Origin of the sequence: Priestia koreensis, from assembly GCF_001274935.1 — a bacterium.
GTDB lineage: Bacteria > Bacillota > Bacilli > Bacillales > Bacillaceae_H > Bacillus_AG > Bacillus_AG koreensis.
The window spans coordinates 218,164-244,871 of record NZ_LILC01000030.1; the positions used below are offsets into that span (position 1 = coordinate 218,164).

Genomic DNA, 26,708 nt, shown 5'->3' on the forward strand with positions numbered 1-26,708 from the left:
AGTAAAAAGGGGAAGCGACCAATATCGCTTCCCTTTCTTTATTCAGCTAGAATTATTACGGCCCTTAGCCACTAATCTCTGGGTGATAAATTTCTTCTATTTTTGCAATGCTATTATAAAAGTCATAAATGTCTTCGCGATAGCTTACCCTCACCTTTAGCTGAAGCGAATACGTTGAATCCCCTAATTCTTTTATTTGAAAATGATCAATCTTCATTTGATATTCCTTCAATTCGCTTATTACTTTTGGAATATCTACTCTATTTTTCAAAATGAATTTTAGGGCGAGCTCCTTTGAGTGAAGCTTTTTTAACCCAACCACTTTAACCAGACCTGGAATTAGCTCGACGCTAATAATTAATAACACGACTCCTGCAATGGCTTCTATATAGAAGCCTGCGCCCGTAGCGATCCCAATCCCAGCGGCACCCCAAACCATCGCAGCGGTAGTTAATCCTGATATTGTATCATCATCTTTTCGAAGAATAACCCCTGCCCCTAAAAAACCAACACCAGATACAATTTGAGCAGCTAATCGTAAGGGGTCCATTTGAATTTTAACAAAATCAGAATCTGGAAACAGATAGGCAGATTGTATGGAAACAATGGTCAATAAACAGCTAACAATGGAAATGACGAGACAAGTTTTCAATCCCAGCGGCTTCCTCTTTAATTCGCGCTCTAATCCAATTGCTAAACCCAATACAGCAGATACGGTAAGCTTCACCAACATTTCCATATCAAAAGCTTTCATAACATCAATCATTTTCATCCCCTCCATTTCTCTATCTAGAATGAGGACTAAAACGTCTTCGTAATCTCCTTTATATCCGTCATATCCTTAATACTTTCCAATATAAAATCAGGCTTATAAGATGAGCCCTTCACCATGTCAATTGTCGTAATTCCTGTTAGCACCAGTACCGTTTGTAGCTTATTTTCATAGCCCATTTTGATATCCGTCTCTAGACGATCTCCGACCATAAAGCAGTGCTCAGGCTCTAGTTGCAAAATATCTTTTACTACAAAATCAGCAGCGAGCTTTGACGGTTTGCCCATAATATGATCGATGGGCTGACCGGTAGCTCCTTCAAGTGCACCAATCATCGCTGCGCAATCAGGAAGCTGACCATCTGCCGTAGGACATGTACGATCGGGATTTGTGGCTAAAATGATTGCCCCATTTTTTGCCCAAGCTTTGTACGCATTATTTAGCTTTTCGTAGGTGAACTGCCGATCCCATCCTAGCACGACATAGGTCGCCATAGCTGGATCGTCAGCTAGTTTAATATTTGCGAGCTTCAGTTCTTCAAACAATGCCGCTTCCCCAATCACATAAACAGAATCTGTGCTAATCATATTCTGCTTCAAATAATTTGCTGTAATATAGTTTGAGTTTATAATTTCATCTAGTTTTGTCTTGATTCCGAGCTTTGTTAATTTTGCAAGATACTCTTCACGAGTGGATATCGATTTATTGGTAAAGAAAACAATTCTATGACCTTCCTGACGTAAATAATCGATGGCCTCCATTGCTCCGTCAATCAGATCATTGTCTAAATAAATCGTTCCATCCAAGTCAAAAATAAAACCTTTCACCATCTTGTTACCTCCGATATGTTCTTCATACGTGTCATAAATAAAAAAATCCCCAGCTAAAAAACCTTTTATAAGGTGTTTATTAGCTGGGGTTTCTCTTATTCTCTACCCGACTGTATGCTGTTTTTTTTGTTGCGGTATTTCTATGCTTTTTCCTTTACCTTTGATACGTGAGCAATAATATCTGTTAAAGAGTATTTATACGGGCTAATTTCATAAACGACAGGTCCACTGTAGCTCTTACTTTGTAAATACTCGAATAATCCTCTTGATAAGTCGTTCCCTTCGCCAGGAAGCAAGTGAAGATCGGATTTTGCGTCGTTATCAGATAGATGCACTGCTCCTAACGAATCTCCTAATCTCGTAATTGCTTCTTCCCAACTCGTTTCCATCATCGCCAGATGGCCAATATCTAAGCATGCTTTGATATTTAAAGACTTCACTAAATGAAGCCACTCCTCTGTATTGGACGCGATATGGTGACAATAATTTAGTCTGTCAGGAATTAAATTTTCCAGTAGCAGCTCCATCCCATTCTCATCCGCTACTTTCTTAAGTCTTGAAATTCTCTCGCAGGCTCTCAATATGGACTCATCACGTTCCTCAGATGACCATGCATATCCACCATGAAATGTCGCATGCTTCGCCCCGTATTTTGCCATTGTTTCAAGCCACTCGCTTAACACATGAATACTTCTTTCTGTTACAGCATGATCAGGAGTAGCGAGATTCAAATCATGAAATGGTAAATGAACGCCGACTTTTAAATCGGATTGATGGGCATACTCCAAGTATTCTTTTGATTTCAGCTGCTCTGCCCAAATTTCAACTCCATCAAATCCACCCATTTTAATTTCATTAAATTCTTTTATGGTACCGAACTGACCAATCGACCAAAGACTAAGCCACGTTTCCATCCTTACACTCCTAACGTATTTTTGTTATCGCTAGTATTTAATGGTAAATCAGCATTTAGCTCCTCCAAATTTTTACCTTTTGTTTCAGGAGCAAGGATTCCAGAAATAATTAATCCTATTAAACTAATCCCAGCAAAGAACCATAGTGCCTTGCTATTTCCCCATGCCGCAACTAAATTTGGAAAAACGAGTATTCCCATAATGGAACCAATTCGGCTAACACCGGTCGCTAGCCCTGAAGCACTTGCACGGATTCCGGTCGGGAATAATTCAGTAGGGTAAACGAAGTTTAAAATTCCTCCGCCCATATTAGCGAATAAAACTGCCATACTAAACAGAATCACTAAGAACTGAAAGCTTGGAGCTGGGTTAAGTGCTAAAACAATCAAGGCGAGAGATAAACCTGTGAATGACGTGATAATAAGCGGCCTTCTGCCAATTCGCTCAACAAGATTTAGCCCAATAATTGCTCCTAAAAGCCCTAACACACTTACTGTTCCAGACCCTAAATAGACTAACAATTGCGATCCGTTTGTAAACGGCTTCAATATAGTCGGTGTATACATGGAAATTCCGTAATATGCTACGGCATAACAGAACCAGAATCCACACACAAAGAACGTACGACGGAAAAATGATTTAGAGAAAAGATCCCCCATTTTTTGCTTTGGTTTCGTACTTGGTGGGATGATGACTTTTTGACCTGTAATCTTTAGCATGATTTCTTCTGCTTCTTTTTCACGACCTCTCGACGCTAACCATCGAGGTGATTCTGGCAGTGTGACCCTAAAGAAGAACACGATTAAAGCAAATACGGCTCCAATTAAAAGCATGTATCTCCAAGCGCTATCGCCAAGTGGTAACAGCAGAACTCCCACGATATAAGCGGTAACAGCTCCAACAAACCACATGGCACCTAAGAACGTACTGTATTTTCCTCGTTCCTTCGTAGGGCTAAACTCAGACACAAGAGTAGCTGAAATTGGATAATCAGCTCCAATTCCGATTCCTAATAAGAAGCGGAATAAAATGAGCTGCCAGGGAGCCTGCGCGAAAGCCGTCAATGCGGCAAATATAACAAAAGCTAATAAGTCCACAACATACATTGCTTTTCGGCCAAACTTATCGGTTAAGTTCCCAAGCCAAAGTGCCCCGATTAGTGATCCAATAACGGCTGAAGAAGTAATCATTGCCTGCACACCTGGACCAAATCCCCACTGACTCAAAATCAACGGCATCGCAACGGCAATAACCGTTAAATCAAAACCATCGAGAAATGTTCCTGCTGCTGACAGCATGGTGATTTTCCTTTGAAAGCGCTTTAATTTCGGTGAATCCAACTGCTCAAAACTCATAAAAATTCTCCCCTCTCATGCTTTCCCCATCACCCATGAGCAGAAAAAAGAAGCCATAGTCAAATAGAAACATGAAATCCATGTTTTCTGACTATGGCTTCTCTTCGTCTCCGGCCATATGGTACAAAATTTAATAATCTCTATACGCTATTTATATAATATTCAAATTAATCTGTCAACAACTATTTTTACTGTAATTACCATTTGCCATTTAGATATTATAATCAGTATGAGGGTTGGAATATAGAAAGACCGCTATCCCTTAGGATAGCGGTCCTTTAAGTGATTATTTTAATGTAAGTACAGCCACATTCTCCACGTGCGTAGTATGCGGGAACATATCCACTGGTTGTACTTCCCTCACCTCGTATCCACCTTGCTCTAGGATTTGGAGGTCTCTTGCTAGTGTTGCTGGGCCGCATGATACATAGACGACGCGCTTTGGTTTCATTTCAATAATCGTATTTAGTAGGGACTCTTCGCAGCCTTTGCGCGGTGGATCGACGACGATCACGTCTGCTTGGATGCCTTGGTCTTTCCATGCTGGAATGACCGTTTCTGATTCTCCTACGGCAAATTCAACGTTATGAATATCGTTTAGTTTGGCATTGCGTTTTGCATCCTCAATTGCCTCTGGAACAATTTCAACGCCGTATACTTTTTTCGCTTTTTTTGCGAGGAACAGAGAGATTGTTCCGATTCCGCAGTAAGCGTCAATGACCGTTTCTTCACCTGTAAGCTCGGCATATTCGAGCGCTTTGTCATAAAGCACCTTCGTTTGCTCAGGATTTACTTGGTAGAAGGATTTCGCTGAGATCGCGAATTTCACATCGCCAATGTAGTCATAGATGTATTCTTCTCCCCAAAGAACGTTCGTCTTGTCTCCGAGAATCACGTTCGTTCTCTTGCTGTTGACATTTTGAACGATCGACTTCACACTCGGAACCGCTTCTACAATGTCACGAACGATTTCGTTCTTGTGCGGAAGCTCTTCTGTTCTTGTTACAAGCACGACCATTAGTTCTCCCGTCACTAAACCATAGCGAACCATCACGTGGCGAATCGTTCCTTTGTGCTTTTCTTCGTTGTACGCACGAACATCATATTTATTTAGGATGTCCTTTACAAGCTGTACAACTTCATCATTCTCCGTATGCTGAATAATACATTCGTTCATATCAATAATTTCGTGGCTGCGCTTTTGGTAGAATCCTGCGATCAAACGACCATCATGCTCACCTACAGGAACCTGTGCTTTGTTACGGTAGCGCCAAGGCTCCTCCATACCAAGAACAGGGTGTACGGGTACATTCGGCAAACGTCCGATGCGTGCCATTACGTCCTGCACCTGCTTTTGTTTAAATTGAAGCTGCCCCTCATAGCTCACATGCTGAAGCTGACAGCCTCCGCACTGCGTATAAATCGGACACGGCGGCTCCATGCGGAACTCACTGTCTTTTGTACGCTCCATTAAACGTCCGAATGCGTAGCCCTTCTTAATCTTCGTTACCTTCACTTGCCCTTCTTCACCTGGCAATGCGTTCGGTACAAAAATCGGAAAGCCATCAACCTTCGCAACACCTGAACCATCGTGTGTTAAGTCTTCAAAACGAGCATCTATCATATCATTCTTTTGAATTGGTGGAATAAATTTAGCCATTATCGTTACATCCTTTATCTTAAAATGCTGAACTGATTGTACCACAAGGAGACGAAAAGAGAAAACGCCCCTCCTATAAAATGATTGAAAAAGGCATGACCCTCAGTTGGTCATGCCTTCAGACTAATCTAACATAATGTCTGCTTTTTCTTTTGGTACAAATACTTCAATATGACGATATAAATTAACAAAATGACCAGGTAATAATCCACCGAACTCACCGTCTAGGTTAAGCTGCATTTTGTCTTCTGTATAAAGTTTTACACTGCTTGCCTTTGTATAAATAAGGTTTGGATCGTTGACGTGATCACCGCGCAGTGCAAGTGTTGCAATACGAATCAGCTCAGCCAAATTCGTTTTCTTTAAAATAATTAAATCAAATAGGCCATCGTTCAAAGAAGAATCCGGTGCGAGCTTCTCAAAGCCCCCTACAGAGTTTGTAAGAGAGACTAAAAACAGCATGATTTCGCCTTCAAAGCTTTTTCCATCATACTCGATTTGAACGTTCGTTGGTTTGATGGATGGAAGCATCTCCATTCCTTTTAAATAATATGCAAGCTGACCAAGCATCGTTTTTAGCTTACTTGGTACTTCGTACGTTAATTCCGTTAGTCGGCCGCCACCAGCGATATTAATGAAATATTGCGTTTTTCCATCGTTCGTTACACAACCTAAATCAATTGGAGCCGTAATCCCTTGTGCGATAATTTCACATGCCGCATCGATGGAGCGTGGTACACTGATTGCTCTTGAGAAGTCGTTTGTCGTTCCCATCGGAATGATCCCGAGCTTCGGACGGTAATCTTGTTCCGCGATTCCATTGATGACTTCATTAATCGTTCCGTCTCCACCAGCTGCGATGACCACATCAAATTTACGCTCTACCGCTATGCGGGCTGCTTCTGTCGCATCTCCTGCACACGTTGTGGCGTGACAAGATGTTTCATATCCAGCTTTTTCTAGCTTTTGAAGTACTTCTGGTAAGTTCTTTTTGAACGCCTCACGACCAGAGGTAGGATTATAAATAATTCGTGCTCGTTTCATTTTCATCATCCTATTTAATGATTAATTTTTCATACACTTTTATTATCATAGACAATCTCTACTCTGAATATAGTCTCAATTGTCCTTTTTTACAAACAAAAACACCTTAGACATACTAAATCCCAAGGTGCTTTTATCGTCATAGATGTTAGAAAAAGCAGGCGGCCCTTTAAAGGCTGCTTACTCTTCTAGTTCTGCCAAGTTATCATTTCTTAGCGCTTGTTGATTTCTTCAAGCAAGATTTTGTTCACCATTGGCGGGTTTGCTTGACCTTTTGTTGCTTTCATAATTTGACCTACTAAGAAGCCAACAGCACGGTCTTTACCGTTTTTGTAGTCTTCAATGGATTGTTCATTTGCATCTAACGTTTCCGTTACGATTTTACGTAACGTACCTTCATCAGAGATTTGAACTAACCCTTTGTCTTTTACGATTTTCTCTGCGTCTCCACCGTTTTCAATCAATTCTTTGAACACTTTTTTCGCAATCTTAGAAGAGATTGTCCCTTTTTGGATTAAGTTAATCATTCCAGCAAGGCCTTGTGGTGTTAATGCTACGTCAGCTAGCTCTTTTTGCTCTGCATTTAAGTAGGCAGATACTTCACCCATTAACCAGTTAGAAGCAAGCTTCGCGTCTGCACCGTTTGTTAACGTTTCTTCGAAGAAATCAGACATTTCTTTCGTAAGCGTTAGAACCATTGCATCATATGCAGGTAAGCCAAGCTCATTTACATAACGTGCTTTACGTGCATCTGGAAGCTCAGGAATGCTTTCACGAACGCGTTCTTTCCATGCATCATCAATGTGAAGAGCTAAAAGGTCTGGCTCTGGGAAGTAACGATAATCGTCAGATCCTTCTTTTACACGCATAAGAAGCGTTGTTTTTGTTGACTCATCGTAACGACGCGTCTCTTGTTGGATTAGTCCACCAGATAATAATACTTTTTCTTGGCGCACTTGCTCATGCTCAAGACCTTTTTGGACGTAAGTGAATGAGTTTAAGTTTTTAAGCTCAGCTTTCGTTCCGAACTTTTCTTGACCGTATGGACGAAGTGAAATGTTCGCATCACAGCGAAGAGATCCTTCTTCCATCTTACAGTCAGATACGCCTGTATATTGAATGATGGATTTTAATTTTTCTAGGTATGCATACGCCTCTTCAGGAGTACGGATATCTGGCTCAGATACGATCTCGATTAACGGCGTACCTTGGCGGTTAAAGTCAACAAGTGAGTAACCGTCGCCAGTATGCGTTAATTTACCAGCATCTTCTTCAAGGTGAAGACGTGTGATCCCGATGCGTTTCTTTTTCCCTTTTACTTCAATTTCAATCCAACCATTTTCACCGATCGGCTTATCAAATTGAGAAATTTGGTATGCTTTCGGATTATCTGGATAGAAGTAGTTTTTACGGTCAAATTTCGTATCCGTTGCGATTTCACAGTTCAGTGCCATCGCTGCTTTCATTGCGAATTCTACCGCTTGTTTATTTAATACTGGTAGTACACCTGGGTACCCAAGGTCAATTACGCTTGTTTGCGTATTTGGATCTGCTCCAAATTCTGTTGGACTACCAGAGAAAATTTTAGACTTTGTTTTTAGCTCGACGTGGACTTCAAGACCAATAATCGTTTCCAAGTTCATTGTTTTCTCACCCCTTACAGCGCTGGTTTTTCTTTGTGATGCTCTGTTGCTTGCTCGAATGCATTTGCAACACGGTAAATTGTACGTTCATCAAAGTGCTTACCGATAATTTGTAATCCTAAAGGAAGACCGTTTGAGAAGCCACAAGGAACTGAGATTCCTGGTACGCCCGCAAGGTTTACTGGGATTGTTAAAATATCGTTCGCATACATTGTTAATGGATCATTCGTTTTCTCACCAATTTTGAATGCTGGAGTTGGCGTTGTAGGCCCGATGATTACATCATATTTTTCGAATACGTCTTCGAAATCTTTTTTTATTAATGTACGAACTTGCTGTGCTTTTTTGTAGTAAGCATCATAGTAACCAGAGCTTAATGCGAATGTTCCAAGCATGATACGGCGTTTTACTTCGTCACCGAAGCCTTCGCTACGTGTTTGCTTGTACATTTCGATTAAGTTTTCTGCATTGTCTGCACGGTAACCGTAACGAACACCATCAAAGCGTGCAAGGTTAGCAGAAGCTTCTGAAGAAGATAGTAGATAGTAAGTTGCTAGAGCGTACTTAGAGTGCGGTAAGGAAACCTCTTCCCACGTTGCTCCTAGTCCTTCTAGTACTTTTAAAGCATCTAAAACAGATTGACGAACTTCTTCGTCTACACCTTCACCTAGGTATTCTTTTGGAACACCAATTTTAAGACCTTTTACATCTTCTTTAAGAGCCGATACATAATCAGCTACTTCCACATTAGCAGAAGTAGAATCCATTGGATCTAAGCCTGAGATCGCTTGTAGAAGGTATGCATTGTCTTCAACATTACGAGTGATTGGTCCGATTTGGTCTAATGATGAAGCGAATGCTACTAGACCGTAACGGGATACACGTCCGTATGTAGGTTTTAAACCGACTACTCCACAGAAAGAAGCAGGCTGACGGATTGAACCACCTGTATCAGAACCTAATGAGAATGGTACTTCTCCAGCCGCTACAGAAGCTGCTGAACCACCGCTTGATCCACCAGGAACATGATCAAGGTTCCAAGGGTTTTTCGTTACCTTGAAGCCAGAGTTTTCTGTTGATGAACCCATCGCAAACTCGTCCATGTTTAATTTACCGATTGTTACAGCCTCTGCACTACGAAGCTTGTTCACAACCGTTGCATCGTAAATTGGATCGAAGTTTTCAAGGATTTTACTTGAACATGTTGTACGTAAGTCTTTTGTTACGATGTTATCTTTCACACCGATTGGCATACCGAACAATAGGCCAAAGCTGTCCTTTGTTCCTAATGCCCCATCTAATTCTTTTGCGTAAGCGCGTGCTTTATCTTCGTTTAAAGCTAAGAACGCTCCTACTTTGTCATCTACTTCCCCAATGCGTTTGTATGATTCTTCTACGAGATCCTCAACACGAAGTTCTTTTTTATGTAAAAGACTATGTAATTCTGAAATCTTGTGATCAAAAAGTGACATGAGAAAGCCTCCCTTCTTACTCTAAAATAGTTGGTACTCGAACGTATCCGTCTTTATGGTCTGGTGCATTTTTTACCACGTCTTCAATTGGTAAACCTTTTTTCGGCTCATCCTCACGCATTACGTTTTTCATTGTTAATACGTGTGAAGTTGGTTCAACACCTGTTGTATCTAATTCATTTAACTGCTCAGCGTATGAAATGATGGCATCAAGCTGACCAGCGAACATTTTTGCTTCTTCTTCTGTAATGGCTAATCGAGCTAAATGTGCTACGTGTTTTACTTCATCTGTTGAAATTCTTGACATTTATCCTTCACCTCCGAATATTCGTCCCACTTGCAATATACTGATAATACCAAACTTCATTAGTATCAGGCAACACTTGTGAAGTAGTTGACATACGGTTCTTTAAAAGAACCATTTATACAATGAAAATTACCTTATCTATCGATCTAGTATTTCCAAAATAACCAATAAAAAACCAGCCCCACAAGACTGATTTAAGAAAACGTATAACCTCTACTAAAAAATAAAGGGCTCTAAGGTTACCCAGCCCCCAAGAATTCTCCCAAAAAGTTCTAAAGGTTTGCCTAAGTGGAGGAGGCTAACCCCGCAAGGGGAGCCTCCTCCACTTAGGTCTATTAAAAAGACCCTAACAGCGCTACACTGTTAGGGTCTTCTTTAATAGGTCAACAATCACAGGGTTTCCGACGTTGTTTTCGCTTGCATGTGAAGCACCAAATAATCAGGTCCACCCGCTTTTGAATCTGTACCTGACATGTTGAACCCACCAAATGGTTGGTAACCAACGATCGCTCCAGTACAACCACGGTTGAAATAAAGGTTTCCAACGTGGAAATCTTCACGAGCTTGCTCGATGTGTGCACGGTTGTTTGTGATCACAGCACCCGTTAACCCGTATTCTGTGTTGTTCGCAATCTCTAATGCATGATCGAAGTCTTCTGCTTTTGATAACGCCACGACTGGTCCGAAGATTTCTTCTTTCATGATGCGAGCATCAGCAGCTACATCAGCGAATACAGTTGGCTTAATGAAGTAACCTTTAGAGTCGTCGCCTTCTCCACCTGCTACAAGCTTCCCTTCATTTTTACCAATCTCAATGTATTCCATAATTTTATTAAATGCGCTTTGGTCAATAACAGGACCCATGAATGTTTCTTGAGTTGTTGTTTCGCCAAGCGTTAGTTTGTTCGTTAATTCAATCACGCGATCTACGACTTGATCGTACACGTCTTTTACGATGACAGCACGTGAGCAAGCAGAACATTTTTGTCCAGAGAATCCAAAGGCAGAAGAAACGATTGATTTCGCTGCTAATTCTACATCTCCCTCTTTATCTACGACAATTGTATCTTTACCGCCCATTTCAGCGATCACGCGTTTTAACCAAATTTGTCCGTCGTTCAGTTTTGATGCGCGCTCGTTAATACGAAGACCTACATCACGTGAACCTGTGAAGCTGATGAAACGAGTGCGTGGATGATCGACTAAGTAATCTCCAACTTCTGCACCGCTACCCGGAACGAAGTTAAGTACGCCTGCTGGCAGACCCGCTTCTTCCATTACTTCTACAAATTTAGCCGCTACGATTGGCGTTGTAGATGCTGGTTTTAATAATACCGTGTTTCCTGTTACGATCGCAGCTACTGTTGTTCCTGCCATGATTGCAAACGGGAAGTTCCAAGGCGAAATGATAACGCCTACACCTAACGGAATATAAGAATAACGGTTGTACTCACCAGGACGACTTTCTACTGGTGCACCGTCTTTTAATTTCAACATTTGACGTGCGTAGTATTCCATGAAGTCAATTGCTTCTGCTGTATCTGCATCTGCCTCATTCCATGGTTTACCTGCTTCTTTTACTAATAAAGCGGAGAATTCATGCTTGCGGCGGCGAACGATCGCTGCTGCTCTGAATAATACGTCTGCGCGTACTTCAGGCTTTACTTTTCTCCAAGATTCAAACGCCTTGTCTGCTGCTTGCATAGCTTTTTCCGCAAGCTCTTGGTTTGCTTTTGAAACGCGACCAATAACCTCTTCTTTATTAGCAGGGTTAGTCGATACAATTTTATCATCTGTAGAGATACGCTCTCCACCAATTAATAAATCATAATCTTTACCTAAATACGCTTGAACTAGCTTAAGGCCTTCATTGAAAGCGTCTGCATTTTTTTGCACAGTGAAATCTGTAAACGGTTCATGTTTGTAAGGTACTACCATTTTTATATCCGCCTCCTAATGCTATCTACAAACCTAAGAAACTTACAAATCCTATTCTACTAAAATATACTGACTACTTCAAACCTTAAAATTATTCTGTTCAATACTTTTTCTTCCTTTAAAATACTTTTTATAACCATTAAGTAATAATTATCCATAAAAATGAGAACGCTTTATTAACCGTTACAACAAAAATTCCTCTTAAAATTCTTATATAGCCGAAAAAAAGAGGAAACAGAACTTTTTTCCTGTTTCCTCTTTTACTCGCATTATTTATAAATATGAACAAATGGCTTATCTTGATTTTTTTTGCGAACGATAATACTTTCAGGGCTTTCAACCGACTGAATATTTACATTCGTCTCAATATTTTTCGGGAAATATTTCGTCATTTCCCCCGCCACAAATTGCGTAAATCCGACCAATTCTCCTTTTCCTTTAAACTGAACCTCGATCGTGATATCCAGCTTTTGAAGAGAACCGTCCTTATAGAACCCTTGACCTACCGCACTTGTGAAGTTTGGAAAATACTTTTCAATTTGCTTTTTAAAGTTGTTAAACTTTGTCGCATGAACGCTATGTTCATCACTCGCCTGAGTTGATGGGAATAAAGCATATTCTTCGTCGATCTTAGACCAGCCGTCCACTTGTACACTTCCCTCATTAGATGTTCCAGCTGCAATAAAACTACCTGGCACTTTAGACGAATTTGGCTTTTCTTCGAATAACGCAATATTAATTGGGACGTTTTCAAGTCCTTTCATTTTACGCATACGCTCAACGACTTGATTCGCAATTTTTTGCCCCTCATCTTGCAGTTTCGCTCGAGACGTAATTTCCTCCTGTGGCGTACCGTCAGCTTCTACATAGGAGTTAACAGGGTTCATCGCAAGTCCAAGCATAATCCCGCCTAGCTCTACTTCCTTACCGTTCTTTTTAACCAAATAGTCTTGTTCCACAAGATGTGATAGGTAGATAGGACTTGTTTTTCCACCTTTGTTGTTTGTATTAATCGGGTTAAGACCAATGTTTTGGACATCTTTGTTCTTCTTTTTAGCTTGCGCATATTGCTGATCCGTCAGCTTACGTGCTACCCAAGCTTTCGCTGTGTCTTTGTCAATATATTGACCTTCTTGGAAAAGATATTTACTAGACGGATAATTGTCTTTTGCTAATCTCATCAAGCCTGTCTCAAATTCATCCGTGTCCATTCGGTTATTCAAATTCGAAGCGACTAACCCTCGGGCTACTCCTTCCTTGTAAGGAAGTGTCGTATTGTAAGTATCACTTGAAATACTATAATTCGGAATAATGGCTTTTTCTTTTGAATCGTCTGTTTTCTGCACAATTTCTTGCTCTTTGCTAAAATTCGGGGCACAAGCAGACATGACCAACATGACACCAAGAGACAGTGTTAAAGCTCTTTTCAAAACATACACCTCTTATTTATCGGCCTTTTAATCATATGAGTAGGCAAGCCAAAAGCTTGCCTACCGACTATATGAAAACAGCCTATTTATTTAGTTCTTGAACGAGTTGATCCTCGCTCCACACCTCGATGTTTAATTCCTGCGCTTTTGTTAATTTTGATCCTGCGTCTTCACCAGCAATCACAAGGTCCGTTTTCTTGCTTACGCTTCCTGTGACCTTTCCACCGAGCTCTTCAATAGCCGCTTTTGCTTCATTACGTGCAAGCTGCTCAAGCTTTCCAGTAAGAACGATGGTTTTTCCGGCGAAGTACGAATCAATCTCATCCGCATTCACAAGCTTCGGACCTTTATAGGTCATATTCACACCGTAACTGCTTAATTCCTCTAGCAGCTCGTGTACCTCTTCTTGATCAAAATAAGTGACGATTGCATCAGCCATTTTATCGCCAATTTCGTTCACAGCAACCAATTCATCGTATGTGGCACTCTTAAGATTTTCCATGGTTTCAAACGTTTGTGCAAGTGTTTTGGCAGCTTTTGCTCCAACATGACGAATCCCAAGTCCGAATAGAAGCTTCTCAAGCGAATTCTCCTTTGAAGCCCCAATTGCTTTTAACAAGTTCTCAATCGATTTTTCGCCCATTCGCTCTAAATCCGTAAGCTGGTCAGCGGTTAGCTTATAGAGGTCAGCTACGTCATGGACCAGTTCTTCGCGGAACAGCTGCGTAATAACCTTCTCACCTAGACCGTCAATATTCATCGCATTTCGTGAAACAAAGTGGATGAGGCCCTCGCGAATTTGGGCTGGACAGCTCGGGTTGATACAACGAAGAGCAACTTCGCCTTCTAAGCGAACAAGCTCACTCTCACACTCTGGACAGTGTGTCGGCATGGAGAATTCTTGTTCTTCGCCCGTTCTTTTTTCCGTTAGAACGTTCACAACTTCTGGAATAATGTCTCCTGCTTTCTTCACAACCACATAGTCACCGAGGCGAATATCTTTCTCGCGAATCAAATCTTCATTGTGCAGAGATGCACGCTGTACCGTCGTTCCTGCTACTTTTACAGGCTCTAACACAGCGGTTGGGGTAATTACACCCGTTCTTCCAACATTCAGCTCAATGTCTAAAAGCTTCGTCACAACTTCTTCTGCTGGGAATTTATACGCGATTGCCCAGCGCGGACTTTTCGCGGTCGTACCAAGCTCGTCCTGCTGATCAAAGGAATCCACTTTGATGACAATTCCATCAATTTCATAAGCAAGATCGGGGCGCTTCGCACTCCATTCTTCCACGTACGCTAAAACCTCTTCGATCGTAGCACATTTACGACGATTTTGGTTTGTTTTAAAGCCAAGTTGGTCTAATAGATCTAGGCCTTCACTATGAGACCTTACCCCTGTCTTTCCAGCGTCCGCCATTGCGTATAAAAAGATGTCCAAACTACGCTTTGCCGCAATCTTCGGATCGAGCTGACGAAGGGAACCAGCAGCAGCATTTCGCGGATTCGCAAACAGCATCTCACCGTTTTCTTCTTTTACTTTGTTTAGTTTCTCAAACGATTTCTTCGGCATGTATGCCTCACCGCGTACTTCAAGCGTATGTTCGTCGCTAATATGTAGAGGAATCGAGCGAATCGTTTTTAGATTCGCCGTAATATCCTCACCAATGGTACCATCTCCGCGCGTAGCACCTTGGACAAAGTAGCCATTCTCATAGCGAAGTGAAATTGCTAGCCCATCAATTTTTAGCTCGCATACATAGGAGAAACGATCACCGACTGCTTGACGAACGCGGCGATCAAAGTCACGTAAATCCTCTTCATTAAAAGCATTTCCTAGGCTCAGCATTGGCGTACGATGCTCGACCTTTTCAAAGGCATCCAAAATCTGTCCACCTACGCGCTGTGTAGGCGAATGAGCAACTAAGAGCTCTGGATACTCCTGTTCAAGCTTAATAAGCTCGTGAAGACGCTGATCATATTCTGCATCAGGAACACTCGGTTGATCGAGAACGTGATAATCGTAGTTATACTGATTCAAAAGTTCATGAAGCTCTTGGACACGCGTTTTTGCTTGTTCAAAATCCATTTGTTTTCTCCTTTGCTCGTTCATTAAGCCTTTGTAATTGGGGCAAATTTCGCTAATAAGCGCTTAATACCTGTTGGGCTTGGGAACGCAATATCTAACTCTTTAGAGTCGCCCTCACCTTTAATACTTACGACCGTACCTGTTCCCCATTTTTTATGTGCAGCACGATCACCGACGTTCCAATCAAGCGACTCTCCGCCTGTTGATGTCATGCCAGGTCTTGTGAATGACGCACGTCTTGGGGCAGCTGCCGCAGATTTTGGCGCTTGTTTCTTTTGATTTAATCCTTCAATCAGTTCGCTTGGAATCTCTTTAATAAATCGAGACATTGGGTTCACGTTCGTTTTCCCAAATAGCGTACGCATCTGCGCATGAAGCAAGTAAAGCTCTTCTTCCGCTCGAGTAATTCCTACATATGCAAGTCGGCGCTCTTCCTCCATCTCTTCATCCTCAAACAAGGATCGGCTGTGTGGGAAAACACTTTCCTCCATACCAAGTAGGAAGACGACTGGGAACTCAAGTCCTTTTGCCGAGTGAAGAGTCATCATAATCACTTGATCTGTTGGGTCCTCTTCCTCGTCATCGAGTTTATCAATATCAGCTACAAGAGCGAGGTCTGTTAAAAAGGCCACTAAGCTCTTATCTTCACTTACCTTTTCAAATTCTTGGGTAACAGATAAAAACTCGTCAATATTCTCAAGACGACTTTGCGCTTCAATTGTTTTTTCCACCTTCAATGATTCTCGGTATCCTGTGCGTTCTAGCACTTCTTCTACTAGCTCTGTAACGGATAGATAATCCTGCATGTTCGATAGGTTTCCAATCATCTCACGGAAGGAAATAAGCGAATTTGTTGCTTTGCCGCTTAGACCAATAAGCTCAATATCTTGAAGTGCCTGAAAAGCAGACATGTCGCCCATTAAGGCGAAGTTCAACACTTTATCGACAGACGTTGCACCTACACCGCGCTTTGGAACGTTCACGATTCGCGTTAAACTAATATCATCATCGCGGTTGGAAATAAGACGCAGGTATGCCAAGATGTCTTTAATCTCTTTGCGATCGTAGAACTTCGTACCGCCCACGATGGAATAGCTAATGTTTGATTTTAAAAGCACTTCCTCCATTACACGAGACTGTGCATTTGTACGATATAAAATCGCAAAATCACTGTACTTACGTTTCCCGCTATCCACTGCCTGCTTGATTTTACTTGCCACGAACTGAGCCTCTTCACTTTCACTCATTGCCTGGTAGTGATAGATTTTTTGCCCGTCCGTATTTTCTGTCCAAAGATTCTTTGCTTTACGCCCAACGTTATTTTCAATCACTTTGTTGGCCGCTGCCAAAATATTCTTCGTTGAACGATAGTTTTGCTCTAAAAGGATCGTTACAGAACGAGGATAGTCTTTTTCAAAGGATAAAATGTTTTTAATGTCAGCACCGCGCCAGCGGTAAATCGACTGATCGGAATCCCCGACCACACAGATGTTTTGAAAACGAGCCGCTAAGAATTTTACAAGCATATACTGCGCACGGTTCGTATCTTGATACTCATCCACATGAATGTATTGGAACTTTCGCTGATAAAACTCCAGTACTTCCGGAACACGTTGGAAGAGCGTGATCGTCATCATGATTAAATCATCGAAATCAAGTGCTTGATTCTTGCGAAGACGCTTTTGATATTCTGTGTACACCTGACTCCCAACATCTTCGTAAGGACCTGCTGTGTTTTTTGCAAACTCTTCTGGTGTGATTAATTCATTTTTTGCTGCGCTAATCGTACCTAGCAAAGAACGAGGGTCAAACTTTTTGGAGTCAATGTTTTGGTCTTTTAAAATCGCCTTGATCACCGATAGCTGATCGGTCGTATCAAGAATTGTGAAGTTACGATTGTATCCAATTCGGTCAATGTCACGTCGTAAAATACGGACACACATGGAGTGGAACGTTGAAATCCAAATATCTTCTGCTGCTCCACCTAACAGTTTCGTAATACGCTCTCTCATCTCACGCGAAGCCTTATTCGTAAAGGTAATGGCTAAAATGTTCCAAGGAGCCACTTCCTTCTCCGCCATTAGGTACGCAATACGATGGGTTAATACTCTCGTTTTACCACTCCCGGCACCAGCCATGATTAAAAGAGGACCTTCGGTTGTCTTAACGGCCTCTTGTTGCTCCGGGTTCAAACCTACTAATAATTTTTCACTTAAATATCGCATTGAATTCACCGCCTATATCGAACGTATATTCTATTCTATCTGATTTTACATTTTTCCTGCAAACTTATTTCTTTACCGCTTTAACTGTTTTTAATGCCGCTGCTAAATCCGTGTAAATAATATTTCCCACTACTACGGTATCAGCATGACTACTCATTTCTGCGGCCTGTTCCTTTGTTTCAATACCCCCACCGTAAAACAGCTGGGTATTCGTTAACACGCTTTTCACTTCTTCTACTACAGCTGGATCGCCGTACATGCCGCTGTATTCTAAATAAAAGATCGGTAGATGGAACATATTCTCTGCAATATGTGCATACCCTACTACATCTTCAGTTGTCAGGGCTGTATTCGCTTCTGTTAGGGAGGCAACCTTAGCATCTGCATTCAGAATACAGTACCCTTCTACGATTAGCTCGTCCCAGTTCATAATATCTGCATATTCTTTCATTGCCTCATGATGTAAGCCAACGATCCACTCAGTTTTTCGACTGTTTAACACCGATGGGATAAAGTAAAAATCAAAGCCTGGTGTAACAGATTCAATCGTTGAAACCTCGAGCGCACACGGTACCGTATAACGTCGGATACGAGATAATAGCGCAAGGACGTTATCAAGCGTCACGCCATCAGTCCCTCCTACGATAACAGCATCCGTTCCTGATTCGCAAATTTGCTCTAATGCCTCATCTGAGATGTCTTTATTTGGATCTAATTTAAACACGTGTCTCCACTCGTTGATTTCGTACATATGTTGTATCCTCCAATTAATATTCCATTCCATCATTATAACAAAACTCCCCCTCATACACGAACCGAAATCGGCATGAAAGAAACGACTTAAGCGCTTGGATTTGGTAATTTTGTTTGATTATTTGTCAAAGCATCCATTTAGAAGAATAGCCTCTTCATTTTCCCCATGAATAACCATTTTGACGTAGCCAACTGCCATAAATAATTTTTTTGAAAATTATTGTGTTCTTGTTTAGTTGTTTTGGATATGCTAAGATATAGCTAAAAATTAAATGACCTGTATGCATTGAAGGATCAATAGTATTTAGTTCCTCTTCTACAAGCGACTTGGGGATAGTGAAAGCCCGGGAGAATGAATTAAAGAAACGGCAATCTGGAGCATATACCATATAAAGAGGATACATTTTTATGTATCAATCAGGGTGGAACCGCGGGAAACAACTCTCGTCCCTGGACTGTTTACGAACAGTCCGGAGACGAGAGTTGTTTTTTTGTCTACCCTCACTTATTGACTATTAGGAGGAATTAAAATGTCTGTATCAATGGATCAAATCGTATCTCATGCGAAGCATCGTGGTTTTATTTTCCAAGGATCTGAAATTTACGGAGGTCTAGCAAACACGTGGGATTACGGTCCACTTGGAGTTGAATTCAAAAATAATATTAAACGCGCGTGGTGGAAAAAGTTTGTTCAAGAATCTCCATACAACGTAGGATTAGACGCTGCAATTCTTATGAACCCAAAAACATGGGAAGCATCTGGTCACTTAGGTAACTTTAACGATCCAATGATTGACTGTAAAAACTGTAAAGCTCGTCACCGTGCAGATAAACTAATCGAAGCGAAGCTTGAAGAAAAAGGCATTGAAATGATCGTAGATGGCCTTCCATTCTCTGAAATGGAAAACTTAATCAAAGAACACAACATCACTTGCCCTGAGTGTGGTTCTAGTGATTTAACAGATATTCGTCAATTCAACCTTATGTTCAAAACACATCAAGGTGTAACAGAATCTTCTACAAACGAAATTTACATGCGCCCTGAAACAGCACAAGGTATCTTCGTAAACTTTAAAAACGTACAACGTTCGATGAGAAAGAAACTTCCGTTTGGTATCGCTCAAATCGGTAAAAGCTTCCGTAACGAAATCACACCTGGTAACTTCACGTTCCGTACGCGTGAATTCGAACAAATGGAGCTTGAATTCTTCTGTAAACCTGGTGAAGAACTAGAATGGTTCAGCCACTGGAAAGAGACAGCTCACAAATGGTTACTAGGATTAGGTATGAACGCTGAAAAACTTCGTCTACGTGACCATGATGAAGATGAGCTATCTCACTACAGTAATGCAACAACTGACTTTGAATACAAATTCCCATTCGGTTGGGGAGAGCTATGGGGTATCGCTTCTCGTACAGATTACGACCTCAAGCAACATATGGAGCATTCTGGTGAAGACTTCAACTACATCGATCAAGAAACAAACGAGCGCTATGTTCCTTACTGCATCGAGCCATCTCTTGGTGCTGACCGCGTAACGCTTGCATTCCTTTTAGATGCATATGACGAGCAGGAACTTGAAGATGGTACATCTCGCACAGTGATGCACATTCACCCAGCACTTGCACCGTTCAAAGCAGCGATCTTCCCTCTTTCTAAAAAATTAGGGGCTGAAGCACGCGAAGTATTCGCTGAGCTATCTAAATACTTCATGGTTGATTATGATGATGCAGGTTCAATCGGGAAACGCTACCGTCGTCATGACGAAATCGGTACACCGTTCTGTATCACATTTGACTTTGATTCAGTAGAAGATAAGCAAGTGACGATCCGTAACCGTGACACAATGGAACAAAAACGTGTTCCAATTAGCGAACTTAAGAACATTCTAGAGGAAGCAACACAGTTTTAATTCACATAACAAAAAAGCAGCCTTTTTATAAAGGGCTGCTTTTTTTAGATAAGTGCCTCTGTCGCTACGAAAGCTCGGCTTTGTAGGTCTTGAGAACGCACGCAATAAGCGATTGTTTTTTTCTTTTTGTTCTTTACGACGTGTACATGATCGTCGTATGTGTAAAGAGATAGGGTAACGTCTGTTTTCCCTTGTTTTGTTTGAATCACAACAGGAGTTCCTGCATCGTTTGGATTCAAGTACTTCGCTTCTGTTCCTGGATATATATAATATTGCTTGATAAATAAGGCTTCGTTAAATTGCTCAACGATCTGAGTCTTTTCTTGACCTTCAACCGCTTCACCATCAATCGTAACCACTGCTTGTTCAGTCACGACTTCTGGATGTAACTGAAATCTTGTGACAAACCATTTTACAACGGTCGTTGGCATTGATGATACAACTAATTTAAATACACTTGTGACAATGATCGAAAGAACTACAACCCATGTCATCGTTCACTCATCTCCATTACGTATTAAAATGAATTACACAATAATGGTAACATAAAATGAATGAGACATTTTTGTAGATTATGTGAACTCTCTTACGATCTGAAGTTGAACTGAACAAAAAAACAGACCCTTACCTACCATAAGGGCCTGATCGTTTTACTTTCATAATCTTACTTTAATAAAGGTAAATCTGCTTCAGTGGATGATTGATAACCATCTCCGAGTACCCAGATCTGCTGACTGTCTGGGGAAGAAACTTTCGTATAAAGTACTTTTTTAGGTGATAAAATGGTACTTGATGATCCTGCTTTAATGATATTAGAGCTTGACCCTAATGTAGGAGAATATTGATAATAAGTAGTATCCGTATCAATTTCAAAATGGAGATGTGCTCCTGTTGAATATTTACCAGTATTCCCATACTTACCAAGTGACGTATCCTTCGTTACGCTAGCTCCTTTGGAAACCCCGATTGATGCCAAATGATGGTAGCGAAAAATTAAATCCTTTGTGGATCCTGTTGCATGGATATAGGCATCAGGATATTTTACAATCACCGTATTTCCTAGAATATTATCGTATCCTGCAGCTAAAACCGTACCTTTTCCACTAGCCCAGACTGTACGACTACTAGTCGATGAAGTGAGGTCCCAACCGTAGTGTTTAAAACCAAATTTTTGTTCATATTTCGCATTTAAAAATCCTGCTGTAATATACGCATCGTTAACAGGTTGAATAAGCTTCTGAGTCGCAGCCTGCGCAAAGGAAGGTATTGATAGCGTAAGTAGGAAAACGATTGATACAACTAAACCTAACAGTTTTTTCATATGTATTCTCCTTTTCATCTTATATTTCTTACCTGTTAACTATAATACATAAAATGGAAAAACTATAGAGCTTTAACTATATTGAAACATACTTAACAAAACCCAAAAACACCCATCTGATGACATCACAATTGAACAAATGATTGACAGCCTCATCTCTTGATCCCCTAACAACTTGCTGTTATTTTTGTGTAGATTTTTGCATCTTCACAAAAAGATAATATTCGTAAATATGTCGAGTTATGAGAGAAAACGACGAACGATTTAGGTTCTATTTTATCTTCACAACTATATATCGCTCACACTAATTTTAAACCATATCTAAAAAAAGAACCCGTTGTCGCTAGATAGCGATAACAGGTTCTTTTCAGTCAAGTTTTATTCTGACTTCTCTTCGTAAAGACGTTCTAATACCATTTGATACGCGTCACTGCCATAGTTTAAGCAGCGCTTTACACGGGAAATTGTTGCTGTACTTGCACCCGTTTCATTTTCGATTTTGTGGTAAGTGAATCCTTCTCGAAGCATACGTGCTACCTCTAAACGCTGTGCAAGAGATTGAATTTCATTAACCGTACAAAGATCGTCAAAGAACGTATAGCATTCTTCAATATCTTTTAATGATAAAACAGCTTGAAATAACTGATCTAGCTCTTTACCGCGAAGTTTATCAATTTGCATAGACTCTACTCCTTTTACCATGTTTGTAAATACCATCTATTTATATTTCGACCTCTAACGAGAGAAGACAGTGCTTGTCCCCACTTCCAAAGGACCGAAACTATAAGGAGGCTCAGATAATACTACTTTCTGAACCTCTCCTTTTTTCATAAGATGAATCTTTTATTTAGGATAACCTCATCGATCTTATATTAAAAGCAATACTCTTATATTTTAACGCATTATCGTTGGAAAGAGTACTTCTTTCTTCATAACATCATAAATTCCGTTCGGTGTAATGCGAATATAAGGCAAATGTGTAGAAGACAAAAAGAGCAGTGAATAGATTGGATCACTATGCGTATATCCACGTTCGCGTAGCTTTGTGATCATCGCTTCCTCTTTTACAACTAGCTCATCCATCGGCAGATCTGACATGCTTCCGCCCACTAAAAGCGGAATTTCAGCAATTACCTCTCCGTTTTCTACTAACACAATTCCTCCACCAAGCTCCTTCATTCTCTTAAAAGCGGTCAGCATGTCATCTTTGTTTTTTCCTATAATAATGATGTCACCTGTATTCGAGAACGAACTAACAAATCCTGATACGTTGGATGCGAATCCTTTAATCAGCGTGTTAATTCGCCATTTCCCATTTCTGTCCGCAAGCATTAAAAAGCTTTCGTCTCCTTCTGGCAGCTCATCAGCAGAGATATCCATGTTAATGGAATATGGCTTCATGATCACCGTGTTTTCCATATGGAGACCAAGCGGCATTGAAAATTGCAAATCATCTTTCGTGAGGGTCCAGTCTAATTTTAATGGATGAACATCAAATTCCTCCCATGGAAACTCATTGAAAGCACGCTGATTGATGCCGTCCTTTAGCACCCACTGACCTTTTGCCAAGACAGAGACAGGCGTCGGATCGTCTTTTGCCTGTAAAATATTCAAGTTGGCAATTCGGCCTGTTGTAATGCTACCATGAAGGTGCCCAAGGTTGTAGTAGTTCGCAACATTAAAGGACACCATATGATATGCATCAATTAATGGGACACCTTGTTCAATGGCGATCTTTACAAGCATATCTGAAATCCCCTCTTTATAAAAAGAAGGTGTCGAGCCATCGCTATTCATTGTGATTTGATCGTAACACGTAATTCCCAATTCCTGCATTTCCTTAAGAAGCACAGGCAGATCAGGTCGAATAGATGAATGACGCAATGACACGTGATAGCCGTGCATTAAACGTTTTAGTACATCCTGACCTGTCATTGCTTCGTGGTCACAATCCGCACCAAGAAGCTTCATTTTTCCTAACGTCATTTCAGAAGCACCAGGGAAATGTCCTTCTACTTTCTTTTTCAGTCGCTTCGTCTCTTGAATCCAGTGCAGCATCATGTCATCACCATTTAAAAGCTTCGGCCATGCCGTAAGTTCTCCACCTTGGATAACTGCTTCATTCTCTAACCATGATTTTACGTTTCCATTTGAAAAAATATGATCTTCTCCTGCAAACTCTGTCTGCCCGTCAAATCGGCACCACCAGTACATCGTTGACGGAAGTTCAGAAAATTTCTTCACTATAGAAAACGCTTTCTTTTTATCAGACTGTAAAGCCAGTACTAAATTATCGTTCACGAGCGTTGTCGTCCCATGAATCGATGCATATTCTGCAAATGTTTGGGGATTATATAATTGAAAAGGGTGGACATGAGGCTCAATGTATCCAGGTACAACAAACTGATCGGTACAATCTACGACTTCTGTTCCACTGAGGTTGGCTGGCCACTTTTCACCTACATATACAATTCGATCTTCGTAAATCCATATATTTGCCGTAAGCCAATTTCGTAAAAATGAATGTAAAAACGTAGCATTTTGAAGAATAATGCTTGGAGCTTTTGATCCGTTTAGCACCTCAACATGCTCACGCAACTCTTTATTTTTCCAACGATAACGTTGTTCAAGCATGTACATCACCTCTTTTTTGTAACCGTTATCATTATGGTATCACAATACGTGTATTAACGCACCGAAGAATTAAACGAATATTTGAACTTTTTATGAAGGTGGAGAATGAAATGAAGCAAAATATCGGTACATTAAATGCATTAATTCGAATTACGCTTGGTTTTACTGTTTTAGCTTGGTCAATCGCTCGTCTATCTAGAAGACCGTATAAACAGTCTCATTTGGTTTATGCGATGCTTGGTGGGATGAAAATTGCTGAAGGATTTACGCGCTTTTGTCCATTAACGTATGCATATGACAAATCGCAAGAGAAATCAAAGGCTGATGAACAACCTTATTTGACAACATATAACCCATCTTAATGAAGAAAAATGCGGGCGATGAGCCTGCATTTTTTTATTTGTGACCTTTGTCCCTCGAATCTACATCTATCCTCACTATTAAAAATGAATTTTTTTTGATAATATGGGTGATTGAGAGTGAATATTACATTATAATTACAATATACTTATATTTTGTAATGATATTGTAATATTCTTGCAATAACAGGAAGTTTTGGAGGGGTTAGAAAGTGCTTTATGAAAGAAAACACCGTTATGTACACAGTCTAGATGGACTTCGAGCGTTAGCTGTTCTATCAGTTATTGCTTATCATCTAAACTTAAAATGGGCACCAGGAGGTTTTTTGGGCGTAGACGTTTTTTTTGTGTTGTCTGGCTATCTCATTACCTCTATTTTATTAGATCAACAGCAGCATCAAACCTTTAGTCTTCAGAAGTTTTGGATTAGTCGCGTGCGTCGTCTGCTTCCCGCTGCTTATTTCATGATTGCCGCAACCGTTTTGTGGATCATTTTCTTTAAGCGCTCACTGCTACACACCATACATGGTGATGCATTGACTTCTGTTTTTTATATGAGTAACTGGTGGTTTATCTTTCATAAAGTTTCGTATTTTGATAGTTTCAACTCTATGTCTCCATTAAAAAACTTATGGTCGTTAGCAATCGAAGAACAGTTTTATATCGTATGGCCACTTTTCTTATTAGTGGGCTTGAAGTTAATGAACAGCCGTAAAAAGCTGACCTTCGTGATCTTCCTTTTCGCTCTTCTTTCGGCAGGATTAATGGGCTTTTTATATGAGCCTGGTGAAGATCCAAGCCGCATTTACTACGGAACAGATACACGTGCGTTTGCTTTACTTTTAGGAGGATGCTTAGCGTTTATTTGGCCAATGCAACGCCTATCGTCCAAGAATTTGCCGAAACCTGCCCGCCGAATATTGAATGTCGTCAGCGTGATTACATTTGCTATTTTAATTTTTTGTATGGCGACGGTTGATGAGTTTAAACCGTTCGTATACAAAGGTGGCATGTTTTTAATTGCTTTAAATACGGCTATTTTAATCGCAACCATCAGCCATCCTAGCAGTTTCTTAGGAAAAGTATTATCGGTAAGACCGTTAACATGGATTGGAACAAGGTCGTACGGCATTTACCTTTGGCACTATCCTATTATTATTTTAACAACGCCGTTATCAGAGATGGGCATATTTAATCCTGTTCGCATGGGATTGCAAGTGGGGGTAACACTCCTGATCGCTGAGCTTTCTTATCGTTATTTTGAGACGCCAATTCGTCGGAATGGATTCCTTTATTACTTTAAAATGTATCATCCAAAACGATTAATTCAGTGGAAGCTTCTCCCTCACAAGCAGCGAATTATTACGATTTTGCCTGTCGTTGTATGTGTCGTTCTGATTAGTGATTTTGCTTACTCTTTTACATACAAAGCGAGCACCAGTGAAGCATCACCAAAGCAAACGGTCATTAAGGTACACCATACAGAACCTGCACATACGCAGGTAAAACCAAACCCAGAGCCTGAAAAAGATAAGCCTGTGGCAAAACCAGTTGAACCACCAAAACCATCCTATACAGATGTATTAGCCATCGGTGACTCGATCATGCTTGATATCGCGCCAGAGCTTCAAAAGCTGTACGGCTCGATTACGATTGATGGAAAAGTTGGGCGACAAATGAGCGAAGCCATTGAGCTCGCGCCTAATTACCAATCCTTTAACCACCCGGATAAGGCCATTATCGTAGAGCTAGGTACAAACGGATACTTTACAGAAGAACAATTGGATGCCTTTTTAAGCCACTTTCCAGAGGCACAAATTTTTATTGTAAACACAAAGGTTCCAAGACCTTGGGAAGATGAAGTGAATGTAGTGATTAATCAAAAAGCCCGACAATCGAAGAAAATCCAGCTCATAGATTGGTACTCACACGGAAGCAATCATCCTGAATACTTTGCTCCTGACGGGGTTCACTTACAGCCGAGCGGTGCGAGAAGGCTCGCTTCACTCATCAGTCAAGAAATGAACAGCTAATACAGAATCACATCCT

The 26,708-nt window shown here is 40.8% G+C and carries 21 protein-coding genes; 3 read left to right on the forward strand and 18 right to left on the reverse strand.

Going from position 1 to position 26,708, the window contains the following annotated elements; all coding sequences use genetic code 11:
• Window positions 1–64 precede the first annotated feature (64 nt).
• The 14 genes from AMD01_RS19920 to pcrB all read right to left on the reverse strand — a co-directional run bounded on the left by AMD01_RS19920 (window position 65) and on the right by pcrB (window position 18,430).
• A complete protein-coding gene (locus tag AMD01_RS19920) occupies window positions 65–754 on the reverse strand; it encodes an MgtC/SapB family protein (protein ID WP_053403248.1) in 690 nt (229 codons plus the stop codon).
• Between the two features lie 47 nt (window positions 755–801).
• Window positions 802–1,602 (reverse strand): HAD-IIA family hydrolase, encoded by an 801-nt coding sequence (locus tag AMD01_RS19925; protein WP_053403196.1) that lies wholly within the window; start codon window positions 1,600–1,602, stop codon window positions 802–804.
• A gap of 140 nt (window positions 1,603–1,742) precedes the next feature.
• On the reverse strand, window positions 1,743–2,516 hold the full coding sequence (locus AMD01_RS19930; protein ID WP_053403197.1) for a sugar phosphate isomerase/epimerase family protein: 774 nt from the start codon (window positions 2,514–2,516) through the stop codon (window positions 1,743–1,745).
• 2 nt (window positions 2,517–2,518) lie between these two features.
• Window positions 2,519–3,871 carry an MFS transporter gene (locus AMD01_RS19935; protein WP_053403198.1) on the reverse strand — a complete coding sequence of 451 codons (1,353 nt, stop codon included), beginning with the start codon at window positions 3,869–3,871 and terminating at the stop codon, window positions 2,519–2,521.
• Window positions 3,872–4,157: 286 nt separating this feature from the next.
• Window positions 4,158–5,531 carry a 23S rRNA (uracil(1939)-C(5))-methyltransferase RlmD gene (gene rlmD / locus AMD01_RS19940; RefSeq protein ID WP_053403199.1) on the reverse strand — a complete coding sequence of 458 codons (1,374 nt, stop codon included), beginning with the start codon at window positions 5,529–5,531 and terminating at the stop codon, window positions 4,158–4,160.
• A 123-nt stretch (window positions 5,532–5,654) separates the two neighbouring features.
• Window positions 5,655–6,575, reverse strand: coding sequence for a diacylglycerol kinase (locus AMD01_RS19945; protein ID WP_053403200.1), 921 nt, complete (start codon window positions 6,573–6,575; stop codon window positions 5,655–5,657).
• 212 nt (window positions 6,576–6,787) lie between these two features.
• The gene (gene gatB, locus AMD01_RS19950) at window positions 6,788–8,218 is read right to left on the reverse strand and encodes an Asp-tRNA(Asn)/Glu-tRNA(Gln) amidotransferase subunit GatB (protein WP_053403201.1); all 1,431 of its coding nucleotides are present in this window, start codon (window positions 8,216–8,218) and stop codon (window positions 6,788–6,790) included.
• A 14-nt stretch (window positions 8,219–8,232) separates the two neighbouring features.
• Complete coding sequence (gene gatA, locus AMD01_RS19955) at window positions 8,233–9,690, reverse strand: Asp-tRNA(Asn)/Glu-tRNA(Gln) amidotransferase subunit GatA (RefSeq protein WP_053403202.1); 1,458 nt, start codon at window positions 9,688–9,690, stop codon at window positions 8,233–8,235.
• A 16-nt stretch (window positions 9,691–9,706) separates the two neighbouring features.
• Complete coding sequence (gatC, locus tag AMD01_RS19960; protein ID WP_053403203.1) at window positions 9,707–9,997, reverse strand: Asp-tRNA(Asn)/Glu-tRNA(Gln) amidotransferase subunit GatC; 291 nt, start codon at window positions 9,995–9,997, stop codon at window positions 9,707–9,709.
• A 390-nt stretch (window positions 9,998–10,387) separates the two neighbouring features.
• Entirely contained in the window at window positions 10,388–11,935 is a 1,548-nt protein-coding gene (pruA, locus tag AMD01_RS19965; RefSeq protein WP_053403204.1) for an L-glutamate gamma-semialdehyde dehydrogenase, read from the reverse strand.
• 269 nt (window positions 11,936–12,204) lie between these two features.
• Window positions 12,205–13,374, reverse strand: a complete 1,170-nt coding sequence (locus AMD01_RS19970; protein ID WP_245638988.1) for a CamS family sex pheromone protein — start codon at window positions 13,372–13,374, stop codon at window positions 12,205–12,207.
• 73 nt (window positions 13,375–13,447) lie between these two features.
• Window positions 13,448–15,454 (reverse strand): NAD-dependent DNA ligase LigA, encoded by a 2,007-nt coding sequence (ligA, locus tag AMD01_RS19975; protein ID WP_053403206.1) that lies wholly within the window; start codon window positions 15,452–15,454, stop codon window positions 13,448–13,450.
• A 23-nt stretch (window positions 15,455–15,477) separates the two neighbouring features.
• Window positions 15,478–17,679 carry a DNA helicase PcrA gene (gene pcrA, locus AMD01_RS19980; protein ID WP_053403207.1) on the reverse strand — a complete coding sequence of 734 codons (2,202 nt, stop codon included), beginning with the start codon at window positions 17,677–17,679 and terminating at the stop codon, window positions 15,478–15,480.
• A 64-nt stretch (window positions 17,680–17,743) separates the two neighbouring features.
• On the reverse strand, window positions 17,744–18,430 hold the full coding sequence (gene pcrB / locus AMD01_RS19985) for a heptaprenylglyceryl phosphate synthase (protein ID WP_053403208.1): 687 nt from the start codon (window positions 18,428–18,430) through the stop codon (window positions 17,744–17,746).
• Window positions 18,431–18,962: 532 nt separating this feature from the next.
• Here pcrB and AMD01_RS19990 point away from each other — a divergent pair.
• Entirely contained in the window at window positions 18,963–20,345 is a 1,383-nt protein-coding gene (locus AMD01_RS19990; protein ID WP_053403209.1) for a glycine--tRNA ligase, read from the forward strand.
• A 44-nt stretch (window positions 20,346–20,389) separates the two neighbouring features.
• Here the strand turns inward: AMD01_RS19990 and AMD01_RS19995 are convergent, their stop codons facing one another.
• The 4 genes from AMD01_RS19995 to AMD01_RS20010 form a co-directional block, all read right to left on the reverse strand.
• Window positions 20,390–20,839 carry a YfmQ family protein gene (locus AMD01_RS19995; protein ID WP_053403210.1) on the reverse strand — a complete coding sequence of 150 codons (450 nt, stop codon included), beginning with the start codon at window positions 20,837–20,839 and terminating at the stop codon, window positions 20,390–20,392.
• Window positions 20,840–21,009: 170 nt separating this feature from the next.
• Window positions 21,010–21,666 (reverse strand): M23 family metallopeptidase, encoded by a 657-nt coding sequence (locus AMD01_RS20000; RefSeq protein ID WP_053403211.1) that lies wholly within the window; start codon window positions 21,664–21,666, stop codon window positions 21,010–21,012.
• A 378-nt stretch (window positions 21,667–22,044) separates the two neighbouring features.
• On the reverse strand, window positions 22,045–22,347 hold the full coding sequence (locus tag AMD01_RS20005; protein ID WP_053403212.1) for a YerC/YecD family TrpR-related protein: 303 nt from the start codon (window positions 22,345–22,347) through the stop codon (window positions 22,045–22,047).
• Window positions 22,348–22,560: 213 nt separating this feature from the next.
• The gene (locus tag AMD01_RS20010; RefSeq protein WP_053403213.1) at window positions 22,561–24,300 is read right to left on the reverse strand and encodes an adenine deaminase C-terminal domain-containing protein; all 1,740 of its coding nucleotides are present in this window, start codon (window positions 24,298–24,300) and stop codon (window positions 22,561–22,563) included.
• A gap of 110 nt (window positions 24,301–24,410) precedes the next feature.
• Between AMD01_RS20010 and AMD01_RS20015 the strand changes: the two genes are divergently transcribed.
• Both AMD01_RS20015 and AMD01_RS20020 read left to right on the forward strand, forming a co-directional pair.
• Window positions 24,411–24,662 carry a YgaP family membrane protein gene (locus tag AMD01_RS20015; protein ID WP_053403214.1) on the forward strand — a complete coding sequence of 84 codons (252 nt, stop codon included), beginning with the start codon at window positions 24,411–24,413 and terminating at the stop codon, window positions 24,660–24,662.
• Window positions 24,663–24,871: 209 nt separating this feature from the next.
• The gene (locus tag AMD01_RS20020; RefSeq protein ID WP_053403215.1) at window positions 24,872–26,692 is read left to right on the forward strand and encodes an acyltransferase family protein; all 1,821 of its coding nucleotides are present in this window, start codon (window positions 24,872–24,874) and stop codon (window positions 26,690–26,692) included.
• Window positions 26,693–26,708: the final 16 nt, after the last annotated feature.